This window comes from Streptomyces sp. NPDC013317 (assembly GCF_055563155.1).
On the sequence record NZ_JBVHDX010000019.1, the window covers coordinates 11,798 to 32,519 of the forward strand.

Consider the following 20,722-nt stretch of genomic DNA (forward strand, 5'->3'; position numbering starts at 1 on the left):
GGCATGAGCGAACGACTGGTGGTCATCGGCGGCGACGCGGCGGGCATGTCCGCCGCCTCGCAGGCGCGCAGGCTCAAGGGCCCCGAGGAGCTGGAGATCGTCGCCTTCGAGCGCGGGCACTTCTCCTCGTTCTCGGCCTGCGGCATCCCGTACTGGGTCGGCGGCGACGTCGGCGAGCGCGACGAGCTGATCGCGCGTACCCCGGAGGAGCACCGGGCGCGGGACATCGATCTGCGGATGCGCACGGAGGTCGTCGAACTGGACGTGCCGGGGCAGAGGGTGCGCACGCGGGATCTTGAGTCGGGCGCCGAGGCGTGGACGGGTTTCGACAAGCTGGTGATCGCGACCGGCGCGCGCCCGCTGCGGCCGCCGCTGCCGGGGATCGACGCCCCGGGGGTGCACGGTGTGCAGACGCTGGACGACGGGCAGTCCCTGATCGACTCGCTGGAGCGCACGGAGGGCCGGCGCGCGGTGGTCGTGGGCGCCGGGTACATCGGCGTGGAGATGGCAGAGGCGCTCCTGAACCGGGGCTACGAGGTGACCGTCCTCAACCGCGGCGAACAGCCGATGGCGACGCTCGACCCGGACATGGGGCGCCTCGTCCACCGGGTGATGGACGGCCTCGGGATCAGGACCGTGGGCTCGGCGGCGGTCACCAAGATCCTCACGGGGGACGACGGCCGGGTCGGGGCGGTGGCGACGGACGACGCCGAGTACCCGGCGGACGTGGTCGTCCTCGGGATGGGGGTGGTGCCGGAGACCCGCCTCGCGGAGGCGGCCGGGCTGCCGCTGGGCGTGCACGGCGGACTGCTCACCGATCTCGCGATGCGGGTGCGGGGCCACGAGAACATCTGGGCGGGCGGTGACTGCGTGGAGGTGCTGGACCTGGTCTCGGGCCGGGAGCGGCACATCGCGCTCGGCACGCACGCCAACAAGCACGGCCAGGTCATCGGTTCGAACGTGGGCGGGGGCTATGCCACGTTCCCCGGCGTGGTCGGGACCGCGGTGTCGAAGGTGTGCGACCTGGAGATCGCGCGGACGGGGCTGCGCGAGAAGGAGGCCCGGGAGGTGGGCCTGCGGTACGTCACGGTGACGGTGGAGTCGACGAGCCGGGCGGGGTACTACCCGGGGGCGGCTCCCATGACGGTCAAGATGATCGCGGAGCGGCGTACGGGCCGGCTCCTCGGCGTGCAGATCGTGGGCCGTGAGGGCGCGGCCAAGCGGGTGGACATCGCGGCGGTGGCGCTGACGGCCGGGATGTCGGTGGAGCAGATGACGGCGCTTGACCTGGGGTACGCACCGCCGTTCTCGCCCGTGTGGGACCCGGTCCTGGTCGCGGCGCGCAAGGCGGTCACGGCGGTACGCGCGGCGGGCTGAGGGCGCGAACGGCGCGGCGCCCCGACGGCCCGGGGCGCCGACGGCCCGGCGCCCCCACGGCACGGCGCGCTGACGGTCCGGCGCGCTGACGAGGGAAGGCGCCGTCGCCCCCGGGACGGGGGACGACGGCGCCGTCACATCAGAGCGGCCGGCGTCCGCTCAGACGGCCGTCTTCGTGTGGACGTACTCGACCAGACGCGTCAGCGCGTCGGGGTCGGTCGTCGGCAGCACTCCGTGGCCCAGGTTGAAGACGTGCCCCTCGAGGCCCTCGGCGGCGGCCAGGACCTCGTCCGTCTTGGCCTCGACGGCCTCGCGGGTGGAGAACAGCACGGCCGGGTCCAGGTTGCCCTGGAGGGCCTTGCCGGGGCCGACGCGCCGGGCGGCCTCGTCGAGCGAGACCCGGTAGTCGACGCCCATGACGTCCGCGCCCGCCTCGCCCATGAGGCCGAGCAGCTCACCCGTGCCCACACCGAAGTGGATGCGCGGGACGCCGTACGAGGCGACGGACTCCAGGACCTTCGCGGAGGCGGGCATCACGGAGCGGCGGTAGTCCGCGGGGGACAGCGCGCCGACCCAGGAGTCGAAGAGCTGGACGGCGGAGGCGCCGGCCTCGATCTGGACCTTGAGGAAGGCCGAGGTGATCTCGGCGAGGCGGTCGAGCAGATCGGCCCACAGCTGCGGGTCGCCGTACATGAGCGCCTTGGTGTGCTCGTGGTTGCGGGACGGACCGCCCTCGACGAGGTAGCTCGCAAGAGTGAAAGGCGCGCCCGCGAATCCGATGAGCGGGGTGGAGCCCAGCTCATCGGTCAGCATCCCGATGGCCTCGGTGACGTAGTGGACGTCCTCCGGGGTGAGGTCGCGCAGCCGGTCGAGGTCAGCGCGGGTGCGGATCGGGTCGGCGACGACCGGGCCGACGCCGGGCTTGATGTCGAGGTCGATGCCGATGGCCTTGAGCGGGACCACGATGTCGCTGAAGTAGATCGCCGCGTCCACCTTGTGGCGGCGCACGGGCTGCAGCGTGATCTCGGTGACCAGCTCGGGCCGCATGCAGGACTCGAGCATCGGGATGCCCTCGCGGACCTTCAGGTACTCGGGAAGCGAGCGCCCGGCCTGCCGCATGAACCAGACCGGCGTGTGCGGCACCGGCTCCCGTCGGCACGCCTTGAGGAACGCGGAGTCGTGCGTCCGCGACTGCTGCTTCGTCTGCTGGCCCACGGGGCTTTCATTGGCACTCACGACCAGAATCTTCGCATGTGGCGGGAAGCCGCTCGCCCGGGCCGGGTGTCCCTCCCTGCGCGAGGCCCCCGTTCCGCCTACTCTTCCCCGCATGGCTGCGGCTCAGGGACATTTTTCCGATCATTCCGACGGTGACGGAGGTACGGGCGACACGGAGGCGAACGCGGTGCCCCCCGCATTCCGGCGGGCGGTCGACGCCCTGCGGGCGGCTCGGCTGCGGCCGGAGCTGGAGATCGACCCGACCAGGCCGCCGCAGCGCCTGGCCCCGTACGCGTACGCGCTGGAGGCGGCCGTCGTCGAGGGCGAGGACGATCTGGCCGACGGGCGGCTCGTGCTGCTGCACGACCCGGCCGGGCACGACGCCTGGAAGGGCACGTTCAGGCTGGTGACGCTCGTACGGGCGGAGCTGGAGCCCGAGATGGCGGCGGACCCGTTGTTGCCGGAGGTCTGCTGGTCGTGGCTGACCGGTGCGCTGGAGGCGCGGGGCCTCGCGTACGGGGAGGCGAGCGGCACGGTCACCCAGGCGGGCTCGCACTACTTCGGCGGGCTCGCCGAGCGCCGTCCGGCCACCCAGATCGAGATCCGGGCCTCCTGGACACCGCAGGACGCCCTGGGCGGCGCGCCGGACACCGCGGCGCATCTGGCGGCCTGGTCGGACCTGCTCTGCCAGATCGCGGGGCTCCCGCCGTCGCTCTCCGACCCGGGGGCGGGCACGATCTCGGGCGCGGGGGTCGTCTCCCTCCCCCAGCGCAGAGGCCCGCAGCAGGCGTGAGGGCGGCTCCGGCACGGGCCCGGCGGGGCCCCGGCCAGGGGCTTTCGGCGGCGGCCGGCGGAGGCTCACTCGTAGGATGATCGATCACGCGTCCGAATTGCCCCAATTGTTACTCAGCAAATCGTGATCTTTCCCTAAAGGCGGGCGGCCCAGCTGCCGAAGAGGTCAATGACCCCTTCACCGCACGGGTTCGCCCCCGGCTTCTTCCCCGAGCCGGCTCCGTCCCGCATCTCCCCAGGAGGCCGTGTGTCCGTTCTCCTCGAGCAGCCCGCAAGCCTGGTCGCCTACCGCCCGAACAAGCCGACGGCCATGGTCGTCGTGGCCGACCCGCGCGTCCGCTCCACCGTCACCCGCCACCTGTGGGCTCTCGGCGTACGCGACGTGATCGAGGCGTCGTCCATCGCCGAGGCCCGTCCTCGCGTCGGCAACCCCCGCGACATCTGCGTGGCGGACGTCCACCTCCCGGACGGCAGCGGCCTGACGCTGCTCTCCGAGACCCGCGCGGCGGGCTGGCCCAACGGCCTCGCCCTCTCCGCGGCCGACGACATCGGCGCGGTGCGCAACGCACTGGCCGGCGGCGTCAAGGGCTACGTCGTCACCGGTACGCGTACCAACATCGGGCACCCCTCCCGCCCCGGGGCCGCCCCCATCGGCGCCGCGGCGGCCCGCCTCGGCCACCGCCGCCCCCCGGGTGCCCCGAGCCACCCGGGCGGCTACCGCGAGCTCTCCGGCCGTGAGGTCGAGGTGCTCCGGCTGGTGGCCGAAGGCCAGTCGAACAAGGCGATCGGCGTGTCCATGGGCCTCTCCGCCCTGACCGTCAAGAGCCACCTGGCCCGCATCGCGCGCAAGCTGGGCACGGGCGACCGGGCCGGCATGGTCGCGGTGGCGCTGCGCACCGGAATCATCCACTGAGTCCGCCGAGTCCCCGAACGGGCACCCCGCGCGGTTGACGAAAGATCGGCGCCTGTCGACGGAACGTTCCGGCGTTCTGTCGACAGGCATTTGCCGATTCACAGATACCCTTGACACGTGACCGACGCCCAAGAGACCGCAGCAGACACAGCACTGCGAACCACCGGGGGCGCTCCCCCGGACGACGACGTCCCTGCGAATGGGCTGCCGATCCCCTTGCTGGAGCCCCGTGAGGGCATTCCGCCCGTCGTGACCACCGCCGAGGGGCTCGCCGAGGTGATCGCCGCGTTCGCCGCAGGCCACGGGCCTGTCGCCGTCGACGCCGAGCGCGCCTCCGGATACCGCTACGGCCAGCGCGCCTATCTCGTCCAGCTCCGCCGCGAGGGCGCGGGCACCGCGCTCGTCGACCCGGTGGGCTGCCCCGACCTGTCCGGCCTCGGCGAGGCGCTCACGGGAACGGAGTGGATCCTCCACGCCGCGACCCAGGACCTGCCGTGCCTGCGGGACATAGGCATGACGCCGACCACGCTGTTCGACACCGAGCTGGCCGGCCGGCTCGCCGGCTTCCCCCGAGTGGGCCTCGGGGCCATGGTCGAGTCCGTACTCGGCTACGCCCTGGAGAAGGGGCACTCCGCGGTGGACTGGTCCACCCGCCCGCTGCCCGAGCCCTGGCTCCGGTACGCCGCGCTGGACGTCGAGCTCCTCGTCGACCTGCGTGACGCACTGGAGAAGGAGCTCGACCGGCAGGGCAAGCTGGAGTGGGCCCTGCAGGAGTTCGACGCGATCGCCTCGGCCCCGCCCGCCCCGCCACGCAAGGACCCGTGGCGGCGGACGTCGGGCATGCACAAGGTGCGACGCAGGCGCCAGATGGCGGTCGTTCGGGAGCTGTGGACGGCCCGGGACCGGATCGCCCAGCGGCGGGACGTCTCGCCGGGCAAGGTGCTCAGCGACGCGGCCATCGTGGAGGCCTCGCTCGCACTGCCGGTGAACGTGGCCGCGCTCACCCTGCTGCCGGGCTTCGGCCACCGCATGGGCCGGCGCCAGCTGGAACAGTGGCAGGCGGCCGTGGACCGGGCGAAGGCGCTCCCGGACAGCGAACTCCCGCAGCCCGGCCAGACGGTCGCGGGCCCGCCCCCGCCGCGCGCCTGGGCGGACAAGGACCCGGCGGCCGCCGCCCGGCTCTCGGCCGCCCGTGCGTCGGTCTCCGCCCTCGCGGAGCAGCTGCACCTCCCCCAGGAGAACCTGATCACGCCGGACACGGTCCGCCGCGTCTGCTGGGAACCGCCCGCCGGACCGACGGCCGACTCGGTGGCCGCCGCACTCGCCGGGTACGGAGCGCGCCCCTGGCAGATCGAGCTGGTGACACCGCTGCTGGTGACGGCGCTGGCGAGCGCCGAGCAGTGACCCCGAGCCCCCGGCCGCATGCGGCCGGGGGCTCCGCCGTCCTACGGGACCGGACTGAGGACACCGTCGACGGCCATGTCGAAGACGCCCTGGGTCTTGCCGTCGACCTTGAGGTGCTTGAGCCAGTGCTTCGAGAGCGCGTGCACGTTCTTGTGCTGCTGCTCCCACACCACCGAATGGCCCGCGCAGGCCAGCTTGACCATGAGCTTGTGGGAGCCCGCGACGGCGTCGTAGAGCGCGGGAACCGAGAAGTTGAGCTCCGGGTTCGTGCTGGGCGGGGACGTGTTGACCTGGGTGTCGGCATCCCCGTACACGATCAGTACGGGCACGCTTCCGCCGAGGACACCGCCCTGCGCCGCCGTCGTCCGGTTCCAGCCCCATCGGACGAAGTTCCGGATCCGGTTGAGGCCCTCCGGCGGTCCCCAGGTCCTGCCCACCGGGTCGTTGTCCATGATCGCGGCCCAGGCCCTCTCGACCATGCCGGGTTCACGCTGGTCCGGGCAGCGCAGTTCCGCGTTCCACCCGGACTCCACGCCCCATCTCGTGCTCAGGAACGTGGGGAAGCCGGGCTGTGGCAGCGTGCTCGGCGGGGTCGACGTGCCGTCGGGCGGGAAGATCGGCGCCAGCAGGAAGAGGCTCTCCACCTTGCCGGGGTTGTTCACCGCGTACGGCCCCATGGTGAACGCCGCCGCGGACCAGCCGATGAAGGCGACCTTGTCCACCTTGCGCTCCTTGCGGATCCACTCCACGACGGTGTGCAGCTCGTCGCGGTCGCTGTCCGAGTTGTTCAGCTGGAACGCGTAGTTCGCCGGGCCGGGGGTGAAGCCCGGTGGTCGCGGCTTCAGGAGGCTCTGGTTGGCCGGGTTGACGTTCCGCGGGTCGTCCATCTTCGGGCGCGGCGACCGCCCCGAGCCCTGGAGGTCCATCATGAAGACGTCGTGGCCGGCCTTCGCCAGTGCCTCGGCCCAGCTGTACGAGGCGTGCTGGAGATCGCAGCCCGCGAGTACCGGGACGCTCCGGCCGTGCAGCATGAGGACGGCCTTGCGCTCCGGGCCGTGCCCCGGTGACGTGTCGACCTTCTCCCGTACGAAGAGGTCGACCATCTCGCCCTTGTTCGCGGGGACGCTGGACTTGTGGGGAACCGCGTGGTCCTTGTTGACGATGGGCATGGAGTTCCGTTCTGTGGTCGCGCCCGGACGGTCGCCCGGGTGCGAGCAGCGTCCGCCCGGAACCGCATCCCGGACGGCTGACGTGACCGTGTCGCCCTCGCCGTCGACACGATCGGGTAGCCACGGCACTCCGATCGGACGGGCGTGCGCCGGGCGCACACATGCGCCCCTGCACCCCACCGGGGGCTTCGGCGCGCCCTCCCGCCAGTGTGACCTTCACCGCTCCGGCCCCCGGGGCTGGGCAGCCCGGTTACCCGCAAGTAGCATGGGGGGAGCAAGCGCGCGCTTAGCCGCGTGCCGCAGCAGTGCCATCCCGCACCCTGGAGGAGAGCCATCGTGCCTCGTACCGTCAGGGACGTCGTCTTCGTCGACGGCGTCCGCACCCCGTTCGGCAAGGCGGGCCCGAAGGGCATCTACCACGAGACCCGCGCCGACGATCTCGTCGTGAAGGCCATCCGGGAGCTGCTGCGCCGCAACCCCGGCCTCGACCCCGCGAAGATCGACGAGGTCGCTATCGCCGCCACCACGCAGATCGGTGACCAGGGTCTGACCCTCGGCCGCACCGCCGGCATCCTCGCCGGGCTGCCGCAGTCCGTCCCGGGCTACTCCATCGACCGCATGTGCGCCGGTGCCCTCACCGCCGTCACCTCGGTCGCCGGCTCCATCGCCTTCGGCGCGTACGACGCCGTCATCGCCGGTGGCGTCGAGCACATGGGCCGTCACCCCATGGGCGAGGGCGTCGACCCGAACCCGCGGTTCGTCAGCGAGAAGCTGGTCGACGAGTCCGCCCTGTTCATGGGCATGACCGCCGAGAACCTGCACGACCGCTACCCGAGCATCACCAAGCAGCGCGCCGACGAGTACGCGGTGCGCTCGCAGGAGAAGGCCGCCAAGGCGTACGCCGACGGCAAGATCCAGCAGGACCTGGTGCCGATCTCGGTCCGCCGCACCAACGCCGAGGCCGGCGAGACCGGCTGGGGCCTGGTCACCGCCGACGAGCCGATGCGCCCGGGCACCACCCTGGAGTCGCTGGCCAACCTGAAGACGCCGTTCCGCGTCCACGGCAACGTCACCGCCGGTAACGCGGCCGGTCTCAACGACGGCGCCACCGCCTCGATCATCGCCTCCGAGGACTTCGCCCGCGAGAACGACCTCCCGGTGAAGATGCGCCTCGTCTCGTACGCCTTCGCCGGCGTCGAGCCCGAGGTCATGGGCTACGGCCCGATCCCGGCCACCGAGAAGGCCCTCGCCCAGGCGGGTCTGTCCATCGAGGACATCGGCCTCTTCGAGATCAACGAGGCCTTCGCCGTCCAGGTCCTGGCCTTCCTCGAGCACTACGGCATCGCCGACGACGACGCCCGGGTCAACCAGTACGGCGGCGCCATCGCCTACGGTCACCCGCTCGCCTCCTCCGGCGTCCGCCTCATGACGCAGCTGGCCCGCCAGTTCGAGGCGAACCCGCAGGTCCGTTACGGCCTCAACACGATGTGCGTCGGCTTCGGCATGGGCGCCACCGTCATCTGGGAGAACCCCCACTGGGAGGGCAAGTGAGCACCACCGCCGAGCTTCTGAAGGGTGCGGCCGAGCTGTTCCCGGACGAGGTCGTCACCAGCGCCCACGTACGGCACTTCGAACTGCCCGCGGGCGCGGGCCGGTTCGCGCTGATCACGCTGGACAACGGCTTCGACCACACCAAGCCGACCACCTTCGGTCCGCAGTCGCTGGCCAACCTCAACACCGCGATCGACCAGGTCGAGGCCGAGGCCGCCAACGGTGAGATCGTCGGCGTCGGTATCACCGGCAAGCCGTTCATCTTCGCGGTGGGCGCCGACCTCAAGGGCGTCGAGCTGCTCAAGCAGCACTCGGACGCGCTGGCCATCGGCAAGGGCGGCCACGACGTCTTCAAGCGTCTGTCCGCGCTGGCCGTGCCGACCTTCGCGTACTACAACGGCGCGGCGATGGGCGGCGGTGTCGAGGTCGGTCTGCACTGCACCTACCGCACCGTCTCCAAGGCGCTGCCCGCCTTCTCGCTGCCCGAGGTCTTCCTCGGTCTGGTCCCCGGCTGGGGCGGCTGCACGATCCTGCCGAACCTGATCGGCGCGGAGAAGGCCGTCTCGGTCATCATCGAGAACTCGCTGAACCAGAACCGTCAGCTCAAGGGCAAGCAGGTCTTCGAGCTCGGCATCGCCGACGCGATCTTCGAGGGCGCGGACTTCCTGGAGCAGTCGCTGATCTGGACCGCCTCGGTCCTCAACGGCTCGGTCACGGTGGAGCGTCCGGAGATCGACCGCGGTGAGGGCTGGGACCAGGCCGTCGCCAAGGGCCGGTTCATCGCCGACTCCAAGGTGCACGGCGCGGCCCCGGCCGCGTACCGCGCCCTGGACATCATCGCCGCCTCCAAGGACGGCGACCTGCAGGCCGGCTTCGACGCCGAGGACCAGGCCCTCGCGGACCTGATCATGGGTGGCGAGCTCCGCTCCGGCATCTACGCCTTCAACCTGGTGCAGAAGCGCGCCAAGCGCCCGGCCGGTGCCCCGGACAAGTCGCTGGCCCGCCCGGTCACCAAGGTCGGTGTCGTCGGCGCCGGTCTGATGGCCTCCCAGCTCGCGCTGCTCTTCCTGCGCCGCCTCGAGGTGCCGGTCGTCCTGACCGACATCGACCAGGAGCGCGTCGACAAGGGTGTGGGCTACGTCCACGCCGAGATCGAGAAGCTGCTCGGCAAGGGCCGGATCAACCAGGACAAGGCCAACCGTCTCAAGGGCCTGGTCTCGGGTGTCCTGGACAAGGCCGAGGGCTTCGCGGACGCGGACTTCATCATCGAGGCCGTGTTCGAGGAGATGTCCGTCAAGCAGAAGGTGTTCGCGGAGGTCGAGGCGGTCGCTCCGGCGCACGCGATCCTCGCCACCAACACCTCCTCGCTGTCGGTCTCGGAGATGGCCTCCCAGCTCCAGCACCCGGAGCGCGTGGTCGGTTTCCACTTCTTCAACCCGGTCGCGATCCTCCCGCTCCTGGAGATCGTCCGCGGCGAGAAGACGGACGACGCCTCCCTCGCCACCGCGTTCGGTGTCGCGAAGAAGCTGAAGAAGACCGCGGTCCTCACCAAGGACGCCCCGGCGTTCGTCGTGAACCGCATCCTGACCCGCTTCATGGGCGAGATCCAGAACGTCATCGACGAGGGCACCTCGGTCGAGACGGCGGAGAAGGCCATCGAGCCGCTCGGTCTGCCGATGTCCCCGCTGGTCCTTCTGGAGCTCGTCGGCCCGGCCATCGGTCTGCACGTCTCCGAGACCCTGAACCGCGCCTTCCCGGAGCGCTTCACCGTCTCCCCGAACCTGGCGGCCGTGGTCAAGGCCGGCAAGCGCGGCTTCTACGTCTACGACTCCGGCAAGCCGGAGCTGGACCCCGAGGTCGCCGCGCTGCTCGAGCAGGGCGATGTCGTCCTGACCGAGGAGCAGGTCCGCGACCGCGTCCTGGACGCGGTGGCGCAGGAGATCGGCCTGATGCTGGAGGAGGGTGTCGTCGCCGAGGCGCAGGACATCGACCTCTGCCTGATCACGGGCGCGGGCTGGCCCTTCCACCTGGGCGGCATCACGCCGTACCTGGACCGTGAGGGTGTCTCCCAGCGGGTGAACGGCAAGCCGTTCCTCGCGCAGGGCGTGGCGAGCGTCCCGGCGTAGCGCCGAGTACGCGGGCGGCCCCGGCACCTTCTGGTGCCGGGGCCGCTCGTGCTTCGCGGTGGCGAGATCAGACCACCGAGTGCCAGGCGCCCAGCTGGAAGCCGTCGGACGCCGTCTTCTGACGCATGGTGAGCAGGACCGGTCCGTCGGCCACCGTCATGGCCACGAGGCCGCCGTCCAGGGCCTGGGTGAGGGTGGTCGCGAGCGGGCCATGCGGGGCGCCGGTCTCCGTCCACTTGGCGCCGGCCGTCTCCTGCTCGGCGGGGTACGCGGCGAGCGCGAGCCGCCCGTCGGCGGACTGCTGGGCCAGGACCGTGCAGTCGAAGCCGTCGATCCGGCAGGAGGCGGCCGCGAGCGGTCCCGTCCCCACGGCGTCGACGAACTGCGTCGCCTCGGGCGAGCGTCCCGGGGACCAGACGCAGACGTGCCCGTCCTTGTCGAGGTAGAAGAGCGTGACGTGCCCCGAGGGCCCGGTCACCGCGGCCAGCGTGCCGAGGGTCACCTCGGCGGGCACCACGTCCTGCCGCACCGGCTTGCCGCCGGGCTCCTCCTGGACGTACCGCAGCAGTCCCTTGGCGGTGGCCGTGTACAGCTCGACGAGGCCCTCGCCGTTGGTGACGGCGACCGGCGAGGGGTCGGTGCCGCTGCCCATCAGGTCCCACCAGGGGTGCCAGCCGCCGCCCTGCTTCTGGGCCCGGACGCTGAGCCCGCCCCCGCCGTTGCGGGTGAACACGTACGCCCGTCCCTCGGCGTCGACCGCGATGCTCGGGTTGCCGGTCCGCTTGAAGCTCTTGCCGTTGGAGTGCTGGATGGAGCGCCACTCCACCGCCGGACGCCCCGTCTGGAACTGGGTGCTGTGCACCAGCTCGACGTGGTCCTCGGTGTCGGGGACGGGGCGCAGCCCCACGAGGTGGACATAGCGGTCGGCGCCCTGTCCGACGGCGAGCACCGGCAGGAGTCCGCCGCCGCCGAGGGAGACCGCGTCGCTCCAGCGGCCGTCGGTTTCCTCGGTCCAGCGCACCACCTCGCCGTCCCTGAGAAGGTACGCGCTGAAGCGGCCCTCCGTGCCACGGGTGAGCCAGCCCCCGTTCAGTGTCGGGACGCTGAACGGCCCCTTCGGACGGCGGGTCGGGTCCTCGGATCGATATGCCATGGGGTCCAGCGCTCCGGTCGACAGGTCAGCATCGGAATGAGCAGGTCCGCTCGGACTGCTGTTCGTCGACTTTAGTGGGTGCCGGGAGTGCCTGATGCCGCCGCTCCGCCACCGGCGGCTGACGCGGCGGCACTCAGGACGTGCGGAAGGGGTGCGAACCGGTGAGAGACCGGTTCGCACCCCTTCCGCCGTCACGGCGCTTCGGTGCGGCGTGTCAGTACTGCGCGTTATGTCCCGCCTTGCCCAGACGGCTGTGGGAGCGGCCGTACAGGAAGTACACGACGACGCCGATGACCATCCAGACCGCGAAGCGGAACCAGGTCTCGCCCGGCAGGTTGAGCATCAGCCAGACCGAGGCGGCGATGGAGAGGATGGGCAGGAACGGCACCCACGGCGTACGGAAGGCGCGGTGCAGGTCCGGGCGCGTGCGGCGGAGCACCATCACACCGATGGCGACGACGACGAAGGCGAAGAGCGTGCCGATGTTCACCAGGGTCGCGAGCTCGTTGATGCTGGTGAAGCCGGCCACGATCGCGATGATGACGCCGAGCAGGATGGTCGGGCGGTACGGGGTCCGGAACCGCGGGTGCGTGACGGAGAAGAAGCGCGGCAGCAGGCCGTCGCGGCTCATCGCGAAGAACACCCGGGTCTGGCCGAGCAGCAGGATCAGGCAGACGGTCGTGAGACCGACGGCGGCACCGAAGCTGATCACACCCGCGTAGAACGGGTGCCCGACCGCCTTGAAGGCGTCCGCGAGCGGGGCGCTGACGGAGAGTTCCGTGTAGTTCTGCATGCCGGTCACGACCAGAGCCACGGCCACGTAGAGCACGGTGCAGATCAACAGCGATCCCAGGATGCCGCGGGGCATGTCGCGCTGCGGAAGCTTGGTCTCCTCCGCGGCGGTGGCGACCACGTCGAAGCCGATGAAGGCGAAGAAGACGACGGACGCGGCGGTGAAGATGCCCATGACGCCGAAGTTGGTGGCGTCGTAGCCGAAGATCGTCTGGACCAGCGGGGCGTCCCAGGCGGAGCCGCCGCCCTCCGGGGTGACCGCGGGAGGGATGAACGGGCTGTAGTTGTCGCCCACGATGAAGAAGAGACCCGCGACGATCACGATCATGACGACCGTGACCTTGATGGCCACGACGAGCGCGGTGATGCGGGCGGAGAGCTTCATGCCGAGGACGAGGACCACGGTCAGCACCAGGACCAGCAGGAAGGCCAGGATGTCGAAGGTGCCGCCCGGCACGTCGGGCCCTTCCAGCGCGGCCGGTAGATGCCAGTCCACGTTGTCCATCAGGGACCGCACGTAGCCGGACCAGCCCACCGCGACGACGGCCGTGCCGAGCGCGAACTCCAGGACGAGGTCCCACCCGATGATCCAGGCGGGGAGTTCGCCGATCGAGGCGTACGCGAAGGTGTACGCCGATCCGGCGACGGGGACTGTCGAGGCGAACTCGGCGTAGCACAGGGCCGCGAGCGCGCAGACGATGCCCGCGGCGACGAAGGCCAGGGCCGTGGCGGGGCCGGCGTTCTCCTTGGCCACCTTGCCGGTGAGCACGAAGATGCCGGTGCCGATGATGACGCCGACGCCGAAGACCATCAGGTCCCAGGCGGAGAGCGATTTCTTGAGCGCGTGCTCGGGCTCTTCGGTGTCCCGGATCGACTGCTCGACCGTCTTCGTCCGGAACATCCCGGAGCTCGCTCGTGGTTGTTGCTGGTCCGTACTCACCGTCGTACCTCCGTACCGTCGGTCCCGACACCCATGATCGAGACCCCGAAGGGGTAGCGCCTGTCGAAGCAACAGGTTTCACACGAATGGGCCGGTCGGCAACCCCGCGGGGTGGTCCGACCGGCCCAATGTCGACGGTGCGACGGCGTCAGTCGCGGGCGGGCTCCACGGCTCGGCCGCTCTCCTCGTACCTGCCGTCCAGACGTGAGACGAGGCCGGTGACCTGACGGGCGATGTCCGGGGCCGTCAGACCGATCTCGGCCATCACCTCGGCGCGGGAGGCATGGTCGAGGAAGCGCGGCGGGATGCCGAAGTCACGCAGCGGTACGTCCACGCCGGCGTCGCGCAGGGCCTGCGAGACGGCCGAGCCGACACCGCCCACCCGGCTGTTGTCCTCGACGGTGACGACGACCCGGTGCTGCTCGGCGAGCGGGGCGAGCGCCTCGTCGACCGGCTTGACCCAGCGGGGGTCGACGACGGTCGTGGAGATGCCCTGCTTGTCCAGCAGGCCGGCGATCTCCAGGCACATCGGCGCGAGCGCCCCCACGGAGACCAGGAGGACGTCGGGCGTGTCGGTGCCCGGCTCACGGAGCACGTCCATGCCGCCGACGCGGCGCAGAGCCGGTACGGCGGGGCCGACGGCGCCCTTGGAGAAGCGGACGACGGTCGGCGCGTCGGTGACGTCGACGGCCTCGCGCAGCTGGGCGCGGACCTGGTCGGCGTCGCGCGGCGCGGCGAGCCGCAGACCGGGGACGACCTGGAGGATCGACATGTCCCACATGCCGTTGTGGGAGGCGCCGTCGGTGCCGGTGATGCCGGCCCGGTCCAGCACGAACGTGACACCGCACTTGTGCAGGGCCACGTCCATGAGCACCTGGTCGAAGGCGCGGTTGAGGAAGGTCGCGTAGACCGCGAAGACGGGGTGGAGGCCGCCGGTGGCGAGGCCGGCCGCGGAGACCGCGCCGTGCTGCTCGGCGATGCCGACGTCGTACACCCGCTCGGGGAAGGCCTTGGCGAACTTGTCGAGGCCGACGGGCTGGAGCATGGCCGCGGTGATCGCGACGATGTCCTCGCGCTCCTTGCCGAGCTCGACCATCTCCTGGGCGAAGACGCCGGTCCAGTCGGCGCCGGAGGAGGCGATCGGCAGACCGGTGTCGGGGTGGATCTTGCCGACGGCGTGGAAGCGGTCGGCCTCGTCCTGGAGCGCGGGCTGGTAGCCGCGGCCCTTCTCGGTGAGGCAGTGGACGATGACCGGGCCGCCGAAGCGCTTGGCGCGCGTCAGGGCGGACTCCAGCGCCTCGATGTCGTGGCCGTCGATGGGGCCGACGTACTTCAGGCCGAGGTCCTCGAACATGCCCTGCGGGGCGATGAAGTCCTTCAGGCCCTTCTTGGCACCGTGCAGCGTCTCGTAGAGCGGCTTCCCGACCACGGGGGTGCGCTCCAGGATGTCCTTGCCGCGGGCGAGGAATCGCTCGTAGCCGTCGGTCGTACGGAGCGTGGCCAGGTGGTTGGCGAGTCCGCCGATCGTGGGCGCGTACGAGCGCTCGTTGTCGTTGACGACGATGACGAGCGGGCGGTCCTTGGCGGCGGCGATGTTGTTCAGCGCCTCCCAGGCCATGCCGCCGGTGAGGGCTCCGTCACCGATGACGGCGACGACGTGGTCGTCCTTCTTCAGGACCTCGTTCGCCTTGGCCAGGCCGTCGGCCCAGCCGAGGACCGTGGAGGCGTGCGAGTTCTCGATCACGTCGTGCTCGGACTCGGCCTGCGAGGGGTAGCCGGACAGGCCGCCCTTCATCTTCAGCTTCGAGAAGTCCTGACGGCCGGTGAGCAGCTTGTGGACGTAGCTCTGGTGGCCGGTGTCGAAGAGGACCTTGTCCTTCGGGGAGTCGAAGACTCGGTGCAGGGCGATGGTCAGCTCGACCACGCCGAGGTTCGGGCCGAGGTGGCCGCCGGTCTTGGAGACGGCGTCCACGAGAAACGTCCGGATCTCCTCGGCCAGCTGGTCCAGCTGTTCCGGGGAGAGCCGGTCCAGATCGCGCGGTCCCCTGATACGGGTCAGCAATGCCACCCGTGCCTCCTTGCCATTGAGCTGGTCGAGCTTGCCGATTTGTCGAGTCTAATGTTCCGCCCCCGGCCTTGGTCATCGGGCGGCGGGTTGTGCGTCACGCTGATGGCCGACACACCGCTGAGCCTACGGGCGGTGCACAGGGCCAGACGCAGCAGTGCCCGGCACCGGTTCTCCGGCGCCGGACACTGTGGGCTTGGTAACGCCGAAACGTTACGCGCGGCCTGCGGTCTTCTGCGTGCGACGCGAGACCGAGTCGATCACGACGGCGGCGAGGAGCACCGCGCCGGTGATCATGTACTGGATCTCGTTGGCCATGCCGATCATGTTCAGGCCCTGCTGGATCGACTGGATCACGATCATTCCAAGGAGTGCCGACCAGACCTTGCCGCGGCCGCCGAAGAGGCTGGTGCCGCCGATCACGGCCGCCGCGATGACGAGCATCAGGGTGTTGCCGCTGCCGAGGCTCTTGGTGGCGCCGCCCGAGAGGCTGGCGACGAAGAGACCGCCGAAGGCGGCGAGCATGCCGGACACGCCGAAGACGACGATCCGGATCCGGTCGACGTTGATGCCGGCGCGGCGGGCGGCCTCGGCGTTGCCGCCGACCGCGAAGACCTTGCGGCCGAACCGCGTGCGGCGGGCGACGAAGTCGGCGATCACGAGGACGGCCAGGAAGAGGACCAGGGCCAGCGGCAGGCCGCGGGCGCCCTCGGGCTCGTTCAGGACGTAGGCCACGACGAAGCAGAGGACGGCGACGACGGCCGTACGCAGCACGATCTCGCTGACCGGGCGGGCGGGCAGGGCGGCGGCCTTGCGGCGCTTGCGGTCGAGCAGCAGGGAGACGGCGTAGGCGAGGACCGCGACGAGGGCCAGGCCGTACGCGGCGGCCTTGTCCTCGAAGTAGTACGCGGTGAGGTTCTCGACGAACGAGCCGGAGGGCGCGTTGATCGAGCCCTCCTTGCCCATCAGCCAGATCTGCAGACCGCTCCAGCCGAGGAAGCCGGCGAGGGTGACCACGAAGGCCGGGACGCCGATCTTGGCGAAGAAGAAGCCGTGCAGCAGACCGATGCCGAGGCCGGAGAGGACGGCGATGCCGACGGCCAGCAGGTCGTTCATGCCGTTGCTGACGTTGAGCACCGCCCAGACGGCGGCGCCGACGCCCGCGACCGAGCCCATCGACAGGTCGATCTCGCCCAGGATGAGGACGAAGACGATGCCGACGGCCATGATGCCGAGGCCGGAGGAGTACACCGCGATGTTGGCGACCGAGCTCGCGGAGAGGAAGTTGCTGTTCTGCGCCTGGAAGACGATCGCGATGACGATCAGGCCCAGGACGACGGGCAGGGAGCCGAGCTCGCCGCCGCGGATCTTGCGGTTGAACTCGGTCCAGTAGCCCTTGAGGCCCTGCTCGCGGACCAGCAGGCGCGGGTCGACGGCGGGGATGGGGGCGGCGGTGGTCGCCGGAGCCTCGGGGGAACGGGGCTGGGGGGTCTTGGCGAGGTCGCTCACTTCGCGTCCTCCTTCGTGGCCTGGCGCGCCTGGCGACGGGTCACGGCGTTGTCCGTGGCGCCCGTGATGGCCGCGATGATCGTCTCGTGGCTGGTCTCGGCGACGGGGAAGTCACCGTTGTTGCGGCCCAGTCGCAGGACCGCGACGCGGTCCGCCACAGCGCGGACGTCGGCCATGTTGTGGCTGATGAGGATGACTCCGTGGCCGCGCTCGCGCAGCCGCTCCACGAGGTCGAGCACCTGTGCGGTCTGCTCGACGCCGAGGGCGGCGGTGGGCTCGTCCAGGATGACGATCTTCGGGTCGCCGATCAGGGCACGGGCGATGGCCACGACCTGGCGCTGACCGCCGGAGAGCGCCGCGACCGGGATGCGTACGCTCGGGATCCGGATGGACAGGGTGTCCAGGAGCTCCTTGGCGCGCTTCTCCATGGCGATCTCGTCGAGCACGGAGCCGGAGCTCAGCTCGTTGCCGAGGAAGAGGTTGGCGACGACGTCGAGGTTGTCGCAGAGCGCCAGGTCCTGGTAGACGGTGGCGACCCCGAGGTTCTGGGCGTCCTGCGGCTTGGTGATCTGGACGGGGCGGCCGTCCCACTCGATGACGCCCTCGTCGATCGGGTGAACACCCGAGATCGTCTTGACGAGGGTCGACTTGCCGGCGCCGTTGTCGCCGACCAGGGCGACGACCTCACCGGCGTGGATCTCCAGTTCTACGTCGGTGAGCACCTGGACGGCGCCGAACCGCTTGGAGATTCCGCGCAACGCCAGCACGGGCGTAGCGGACACGTGAATCATCTCCTTCGCCGCCTGACCGGCGGGGATGGTGGGTGGTGCGAGAGAGCACAGAGGGGGGCTGTGAGGGGCTGTGAGAGAGTCCGGCGCCCCCGCCCCCGCTTGCGGGGCGTTGAACGGGGCGGGGGCGCCGGACCGGACCGGGGGCCGTTCGGAGGAGGTCAGCGGGTCCGAAGGGCGTTCCGGCAGCGGGTGTTACTTGATGCCCGCCGCGTCGCAGGCCGCCTTGTACTCGCCGGCGCAGATGGCCGCGGCCTCGTAGACGCCGTCGGCGACGATCGTGGAGCCGATGTTCTCCTTGGTCACGACCTGCGCGTCGTACAGCTTCGCCGGGATGTCCTTGAACTCACCGGTGAGGCTGGTGACCTTGGTGGGGACCAGGTCGTCGATCTTCTCGCCCTTGAGCAGGCGGACGGCGATCTCGGCGGTGGTCTCGGCCTCGGGCTTGATCTGCTTGTAGATCGTGAAGGCCTGGTCGCCCTTCAGGATGCGCTGCAGACCGGCGAGCTCGGCGTCCTGGCCGCCGACCGGGACCTTGATGCCCTGCTTGGAGAGGGCGGTGATGATGCCGCCGGCCATGCCGTCGTTGGCCGAGTAGACGCCCTGGAAGCCGTCCTTGCCCAGCGAGTCGATGGCGGCACCCATCTTCTTGTTGGCCTCGTCGGGGGACCAGTCCGGGATGTCCTGCTCGTAGACGACCTTCTTGACGGCCGAGTCGAGGACGCTGTGGGCGCCCTTCTTGAAGAGCGGGGCGTTCGGGTCGGTCGGCGAGCCGTTGATCATGACAACGTTGGCGTCCTTGGCCTTGTCGCCGAGCGCCTTGACCAGGCCCTCGCCCTGCAGACGGCCGATCTTCTCGTTGTCGTAGCTGACGTACGCGGAGATCGGGCCCTCGGCCAGACGGTCGTACGCGACGACCGAGACGCCCTGCTCCTTGGCCTGCTGGACCCAGGACTTGGTGGCCTTGTAGTCGACCGAGTCCAGGATGATGACCTTCACGCCCTGGGTGACCAGCGCGTCGAACTGCTTCTTCTGCGTCTCGGTGTCCTGCGCGGCGTTGTTGTACTTGACCTCGCAGTCCGAGCAGAGGGCCTTGATCTTCGCCTCGATGATCGGGCGGTCGAAGGTCTCGTAACGCGTGGTCTTGTTCTCCGGCAGCAGCAGACCGATGGTCTTGCCGTCGCCGCCCTTCCCACCGGTGCTGCCGTCCGAGCCGGAGCCGCTGTCGCCCGCCTTGCCACAGGCGGCGAGGGAGAGGGCCATGGAAACCGCGGCCGTGCCTATGACGACGCGTCGCGTCACTGCGTTCATGTGGGTGTGCCTCCCTGACGAGGCCGCGACTTTGCGGCCGAGGTGGCTGGAAGTCAACTCGGCCGCCGGGTCGCCGTCAAGGAGTAAATCCTTAACGAGATGACAACGGTGCCATCCGTTATCTAAGTGAAGGCAGGCGCGGAGACCTGCGCGGCACCCGGCAGGGCACTCTCAAGAAGGGTCGAATCGCCCATCTCGCTCAGGGCGAGAGCCAGCGCGCCGAGCACCTCGGCGCGCCCGCCGAGCGCCCCGGGGGCGAGCGAGAGCTGGCGGGCGGCACTGGGGATGGCGTACCGCGAGACGGAGTCGCGGATGGGGGCGAGCACGAGCTCGCCGGCCTCGGCCAGGTCGCCGCCGAGCACCACCCGGCTGGGGTTGAGCAGGTTGCAGAGGTTGGCGATACCGCTGCCGATGTGGCGGCCGACGTCGGCGATGACCCGCCGGCAGCCCGGGTCGCCCTCGCGGGCGAGCTGGACGACCCGTTCCATGGTCAGATCGGGGCCGTGGCCGGGCTGGAGCAGCGGTAGCACGTACCGGGCCGCCGTGAAGGTCTCCAGGCAGCCGCGGTTGCCGCAGCGGCAGACGGGGCCGGACTCGTCGAGCGTGATGTGGCCGATCTCGCCTGCGGTGCCGCCCGGCCCGCGGTAGACCCGTCCGTCGATGACCAGGCCCGCGCCGACGCCGCTGGCGACCTTGATGTAGGCGAGGTCCTTGACCCCGCGGCCGCTGCCCCAGACGAGTTCGCCCAGCGCGCCGAGGTTGGCGTCGTTGTCGACGTACACGGGGACGCCGAGGCGGCCCGAGAGCTCCTCGGCCGGGTTGATGCCGCTCCAGCCCGGGAGGATCGAGGTGGAGCCGAGCGTGCCCGAGGAGACGTCGATCGGCCCCGGGACGCCGAGGCCGACGCCGACGACCTTCTCGCGGCTGATGCCGGTGGCCTCGATCAGCCGCATGACCAGGCGTTCCGCCCGGTCGAAGCCCTCGGCTGAGGAGGCGTCGACGTCCAGCGGCTCGGACTCCTCGGCGAGGACCTGATGGGCGAGGTTGCCCACGGCGACCCGGAGGTGGGTGTGGCCGAAGTCGACGCCGATGACGATGCCGGCGTCGCCGGAGAGCGAGACGCTGCGGGCCCTTCGGCCCCCCGCGGAGGTGGGTGTGACCTCGACGGTTCCGCCGTCCTTCAGCTCCCGCACGATGTTGGAGACCGTGGCGGCGGACAGCCCGGTGGACCGGGCGATCTCCGCCTGGGTGAGCGAGCCCGCCATGCGTACCGCACGGACGACCCGTTCGAGATTGGCCTTGTGCAGAGATGTCTGCGACCCCGGAGTCTCCATCGACTCATCCACTCCCGCCTGCGCCGGACGGTGCGATCACCGCCCCCGGGCCGGGGTCGCGGCTGTGAGACCCCGGCTTGTTCTCCAACTTGTGAACTCTAAGCTGAGCCTTTGGGGTTGTCCCCCGTCAAGACCTTGAGCCAGAGCAGGCTCAGATGAGCTCGACGGCGACAGGGGGCCCGGCCCGGCCGGAAACGGGCGGGAACAGGCGCTTGCGGTGACGCCTCGGGCCACCCGGCTACGGGGGTGAACATACAGGTCGGAGCGGTACGGGCGGTGTCCG

15 protein-coding genes are annotated in these 20,722 nt (G+C 70.7%); 6 read left to right on the forward strand and 9 right to left on the reverse strand.

Going from position 1 to position 20,722, the window contains the following annotated elements; genetic code table 11:
* Positions 1-3: 3 nt before the first annotated feature.
* The gene (locus ACZ3IJ_RS33045; RefSeq protein ID WP_467474371.1) at positions 4-1,377 is read left to right on the forward strand and encodes an FAD-dependent oxidoreductase; all 1,374 of its coding nucleotides are present in this window, start codon (positions 4-6) and stop codon (positions 1,375-1,377) included.
* Between the two features lie 159 nt (positions 1,378-1,536).
* Here the strand turns inward: ACZ3IJ_RS33045 and hemE are convergent, their stop codons facing one another.
* On the reverse strand, positions 1,537-2,613 hold the full coding sequence (gene hemE, locus ACZ3IJ_RS33050) for a uroporphyrinogen decarboxylase (RefSeq protein WP_467474375.1): 1,077 nt from the start codon (positions 2,611-2,613) through the stop codon (positions 1,537-1,539).
* Positions 2,614-2,704: 91 nt separating this feature from the next.
* Here hemE and ACZ3IJ_RS33055 point away from each other — a divergent pair, with 91 nt between their 5' ends.
* The 3 genes from ACZ3IJ_RS33055 (at position 2,705) to ACZ3IJ_RS33065 (ending at position 5,701) form a co-directional block, all read left to right on the forward strand.
* Positions 2,705-3,385 (forward strand): DUF3000 domain-containing protein, encoded by a 681-nt coding sequence (locus ACZ3IJ_RS33055; protein ID WP_467474377.1) that lies wholly within the window; start codon positions 2,705-2,707, stop codon positions 3,383-3,385.
* A gap of 246 nt (positions 3,386-3,631) precedes the next feature.
* Positions 3,632-4,297: a response regulator transcription factor gene (locus ACZ3IJ_RS33060; RefSeq protein ID WP_352186942.1), complete on the forward strand. Its 666-nt coding sequence runs from the start codon at positions 3,632-3,634 to the stop codon at positions 4,295-4,297.
* Positions 4,298-4,414: 117 nt separating this feature from the next.
* A complete protein-coding gene (locus tag ACZ3IJ_RS33065; protein WP_467474380.1) occupies positions 4,415-5,701 on the forward strand; it encodes an HRDC domain-containing protein in 1,287 nt (428 codons plus the stop codon).
* A gap of 41 nt (positions 5,702-5,742) precedes the next feature.
* Here the strand turns inward: ACZ3IJ_RS33065 and ACZ3IJ_RS33070 are convergent, their stop codons facing one another.
* Complete coding sequence (locus ACZ3IJ_RS33070) at positions 5,743-6,870, reverse strand: alpha/beta fold hydrolase (RefSeq protein ID WP_467474384.1); 1,128 nt, start codon at positions 6,868-6,870, stop codon at positions 5,743-5,745.
* Between the two features lie 336 nt (positions 6,871-7,206).
* Between ACZ3IJ_RS33070 and ACZ3IJ_RS33075 the strand changes: the two genes are divergently transcribed.
* Both ACZ3IJ_RS33075 and ACZ3IJ_RS33080 read left to right on the forward strand, forming a co-directional pair.
* Positions 7,207-8,421 (forward strand): thiolase family protein, encoded by a 1,215-nt coding sequence (locus ACZ3IJ_RS33075; RefSeq protein WP_467474387.1) that lies wholly within the window; start codon positions 7,207-7,209, stop codon positions 8,419-8,421.
* On the forward strand, positions 8,418-10,547 hold the full coding sequence (locus ACZ3IJ_RS33080; RefSeq protein ID WP_467474389.1) for a 3-hydroxyacyl-CoA dehydrogenase NAD-binding domain-containing protein: 2,130 nt from the start codon (positions 8,418-8,420) through the stop codon (positions 10,545-10,547). The genes ACZ3IJ_RS33075 and ACZ3IJ_RS33080 overlap by 4 nt, the downstream gene beginning before the upstream one ends.
* 67 nt (positions 10,548-10,614) lie before the next feature.
* Here ACZ3IJ_RS33080 and ACZ3IJ_RS33085 read toward each other — a convergent pair whose 3' ends face one another.
* From ACZ3IJ_RS33085 to ACZ3IJ_RS33115, 7 genes are all read right to left on the reverse strand, one after another.
* Positions 10,615-11,700 carry a PLL family lectin gene (locus ACZ3IJ_RS33085; protein WP_467474393.1) on the reverse strand — a complete coding sequence of 362 codons (1,086 nt, stop codon included), beginning with the start codon at positions 11,698-11,700 and terminating at the stop codon, positions 10,615-10,617.
* A 214-nt stretch (positions 11,701-11,914) separates the two neighbouring features.
* Entirely contained in the window at positions 11,915-13,393 is a 1,479-nt protein-coding gene (locus tag ACZ3IJ_RS33090; protein WP_467474564.1) for an amino acid permease, read from the reverse strand.
* Positions 13,394-13,580: 187 nt separating this feature from the next.
* Positions 13,581-15,500, reverse strand: a complete 1,920-nt coding sequence (dxs, locus tag ACZ3IJ_RS33095) for a 1-deoxy-D-xylulose-5-phosphate synthase (protein WP_467474395.1) — start codon at positions 15,498-15,500, stop codon at positions 13,581-13,583.
* 210 nt (positions 15,501-15,710) lie between these two features.
* Positions 15,711-17,006 (reverse strand): sugar ABC transporter permease, encoded by a 1,296-nt coding sequence (locus ACZ3IJ_RS33100; RefSeq protein WP_467474397.1) that lies wholly within the window; start codon positions 17,004-17,006, stop codon positions 15,711-15,713.
* Entirely contained in the window at positions 17,003-17,797 is a 795-nt protein-coding gene (locus ACZ3IJ_RS33105) for an ATP-binding cassette domain-containing protein (RefSeq protein WP_391801710.1), read from the reverse strand. The genes ACZ3IJ_RS33100 and ACZ3IJ_RS33105 overlap by 4 nt, the downstream gene beginning before the upstream one ends.
* Before the next feature lie 192 nt (positions 17,798-17,989).
* Positions 17,990-19,105 carry a substrate-binding domain-containing protein gene (locus tag ACZ3IJ_RS33110; RefSeq protein ID WP_467474400.1) on the reverse strand — a complete coding sequence of 372 codons (1,116 nt, stop codon included), beginning with the start codon at positions 19,103-19,105 and terminating at the stop codon, positions 17,990-17,992.
* A gap of 122 nt (positions 19,106-19,227) precedes the next feature.
* Positions 19,228-20,439, reverse strand: coding sequence for an ROK family transcriptional regulator (locus ACZ3IJ_RS33115; protein WP_467474402.1), 1,212 nt, complete (start codon positions 20,437-20,439; stop codon positions 19,228-19,230).
* Between the last annotated feature and the right edge of the window lie 283 nt (positions 20,440-20,722).

Excerpts from the sequence above, each read along its gene's own strand:
- ACZ3IJ_RS33070 (WP_467474384.1), bottom strand. The coding sequence starts at position 6,870 with ATGCCCATCGTCAACAAGGACCACGCGGTTCCCCACAAGTCCAGCGTC.
- ACZ3IJ_RS33115 (WP_467474402.1), bottom strand. The coding sequence starts at position 20,439 with ATGGAGACTCCGGGGTCGCAGACATCTCTGCACAAGGCCAATCTCGAA.
- ACZ3IJ_RS33110 (WP_467474400.1), bottom strand. The coding sequence starts at position 19,105 with ATGAACGCAGTGACGCGACGCGTCGTCATAGGCACGGCCGCGGTTTCC.
- ACZ3IJ_RS33055 (WP_467474377.1), top strand. The coding sequence starts at position 2,705 with ATGGCTGCGGCTCAGGGACATTTTTCCGATCATTCCGACGGTGACGGA.
- ACZ3IJ_RS33045 (WP_467474371.1), top strand. The coding sequence starts at position 4 with ATGAGCGAACGACTGGTGGTCATCGGCGGCGACGCGGCGGGCATGTCC.
- ACZ3IJ_RS33105 (WP_391801710.1), bottom strand. The coding sequence starts at position 17,797 with ATGATTCACGTGTCCGCTACGCCCGTGCTGGCGTTGCGCGGAATCTCC.
- ACZ3IJ_RS33090 (WP_467474564.1), bottom strand. The coding sequence starts at position 13,393 with ATGTTCCGGACGAAGACGGTCGAGCAGTCGATCCGGGACACCGAAGAG.
- ACZ3IJ_RS33085 (WP_467474393.1), bottom strand. The coding sequence starts at position 11,700 with ATGGCATATCGATCCGAGGACCCGACCCGCCGTCCGAAGGGGCCGTTC.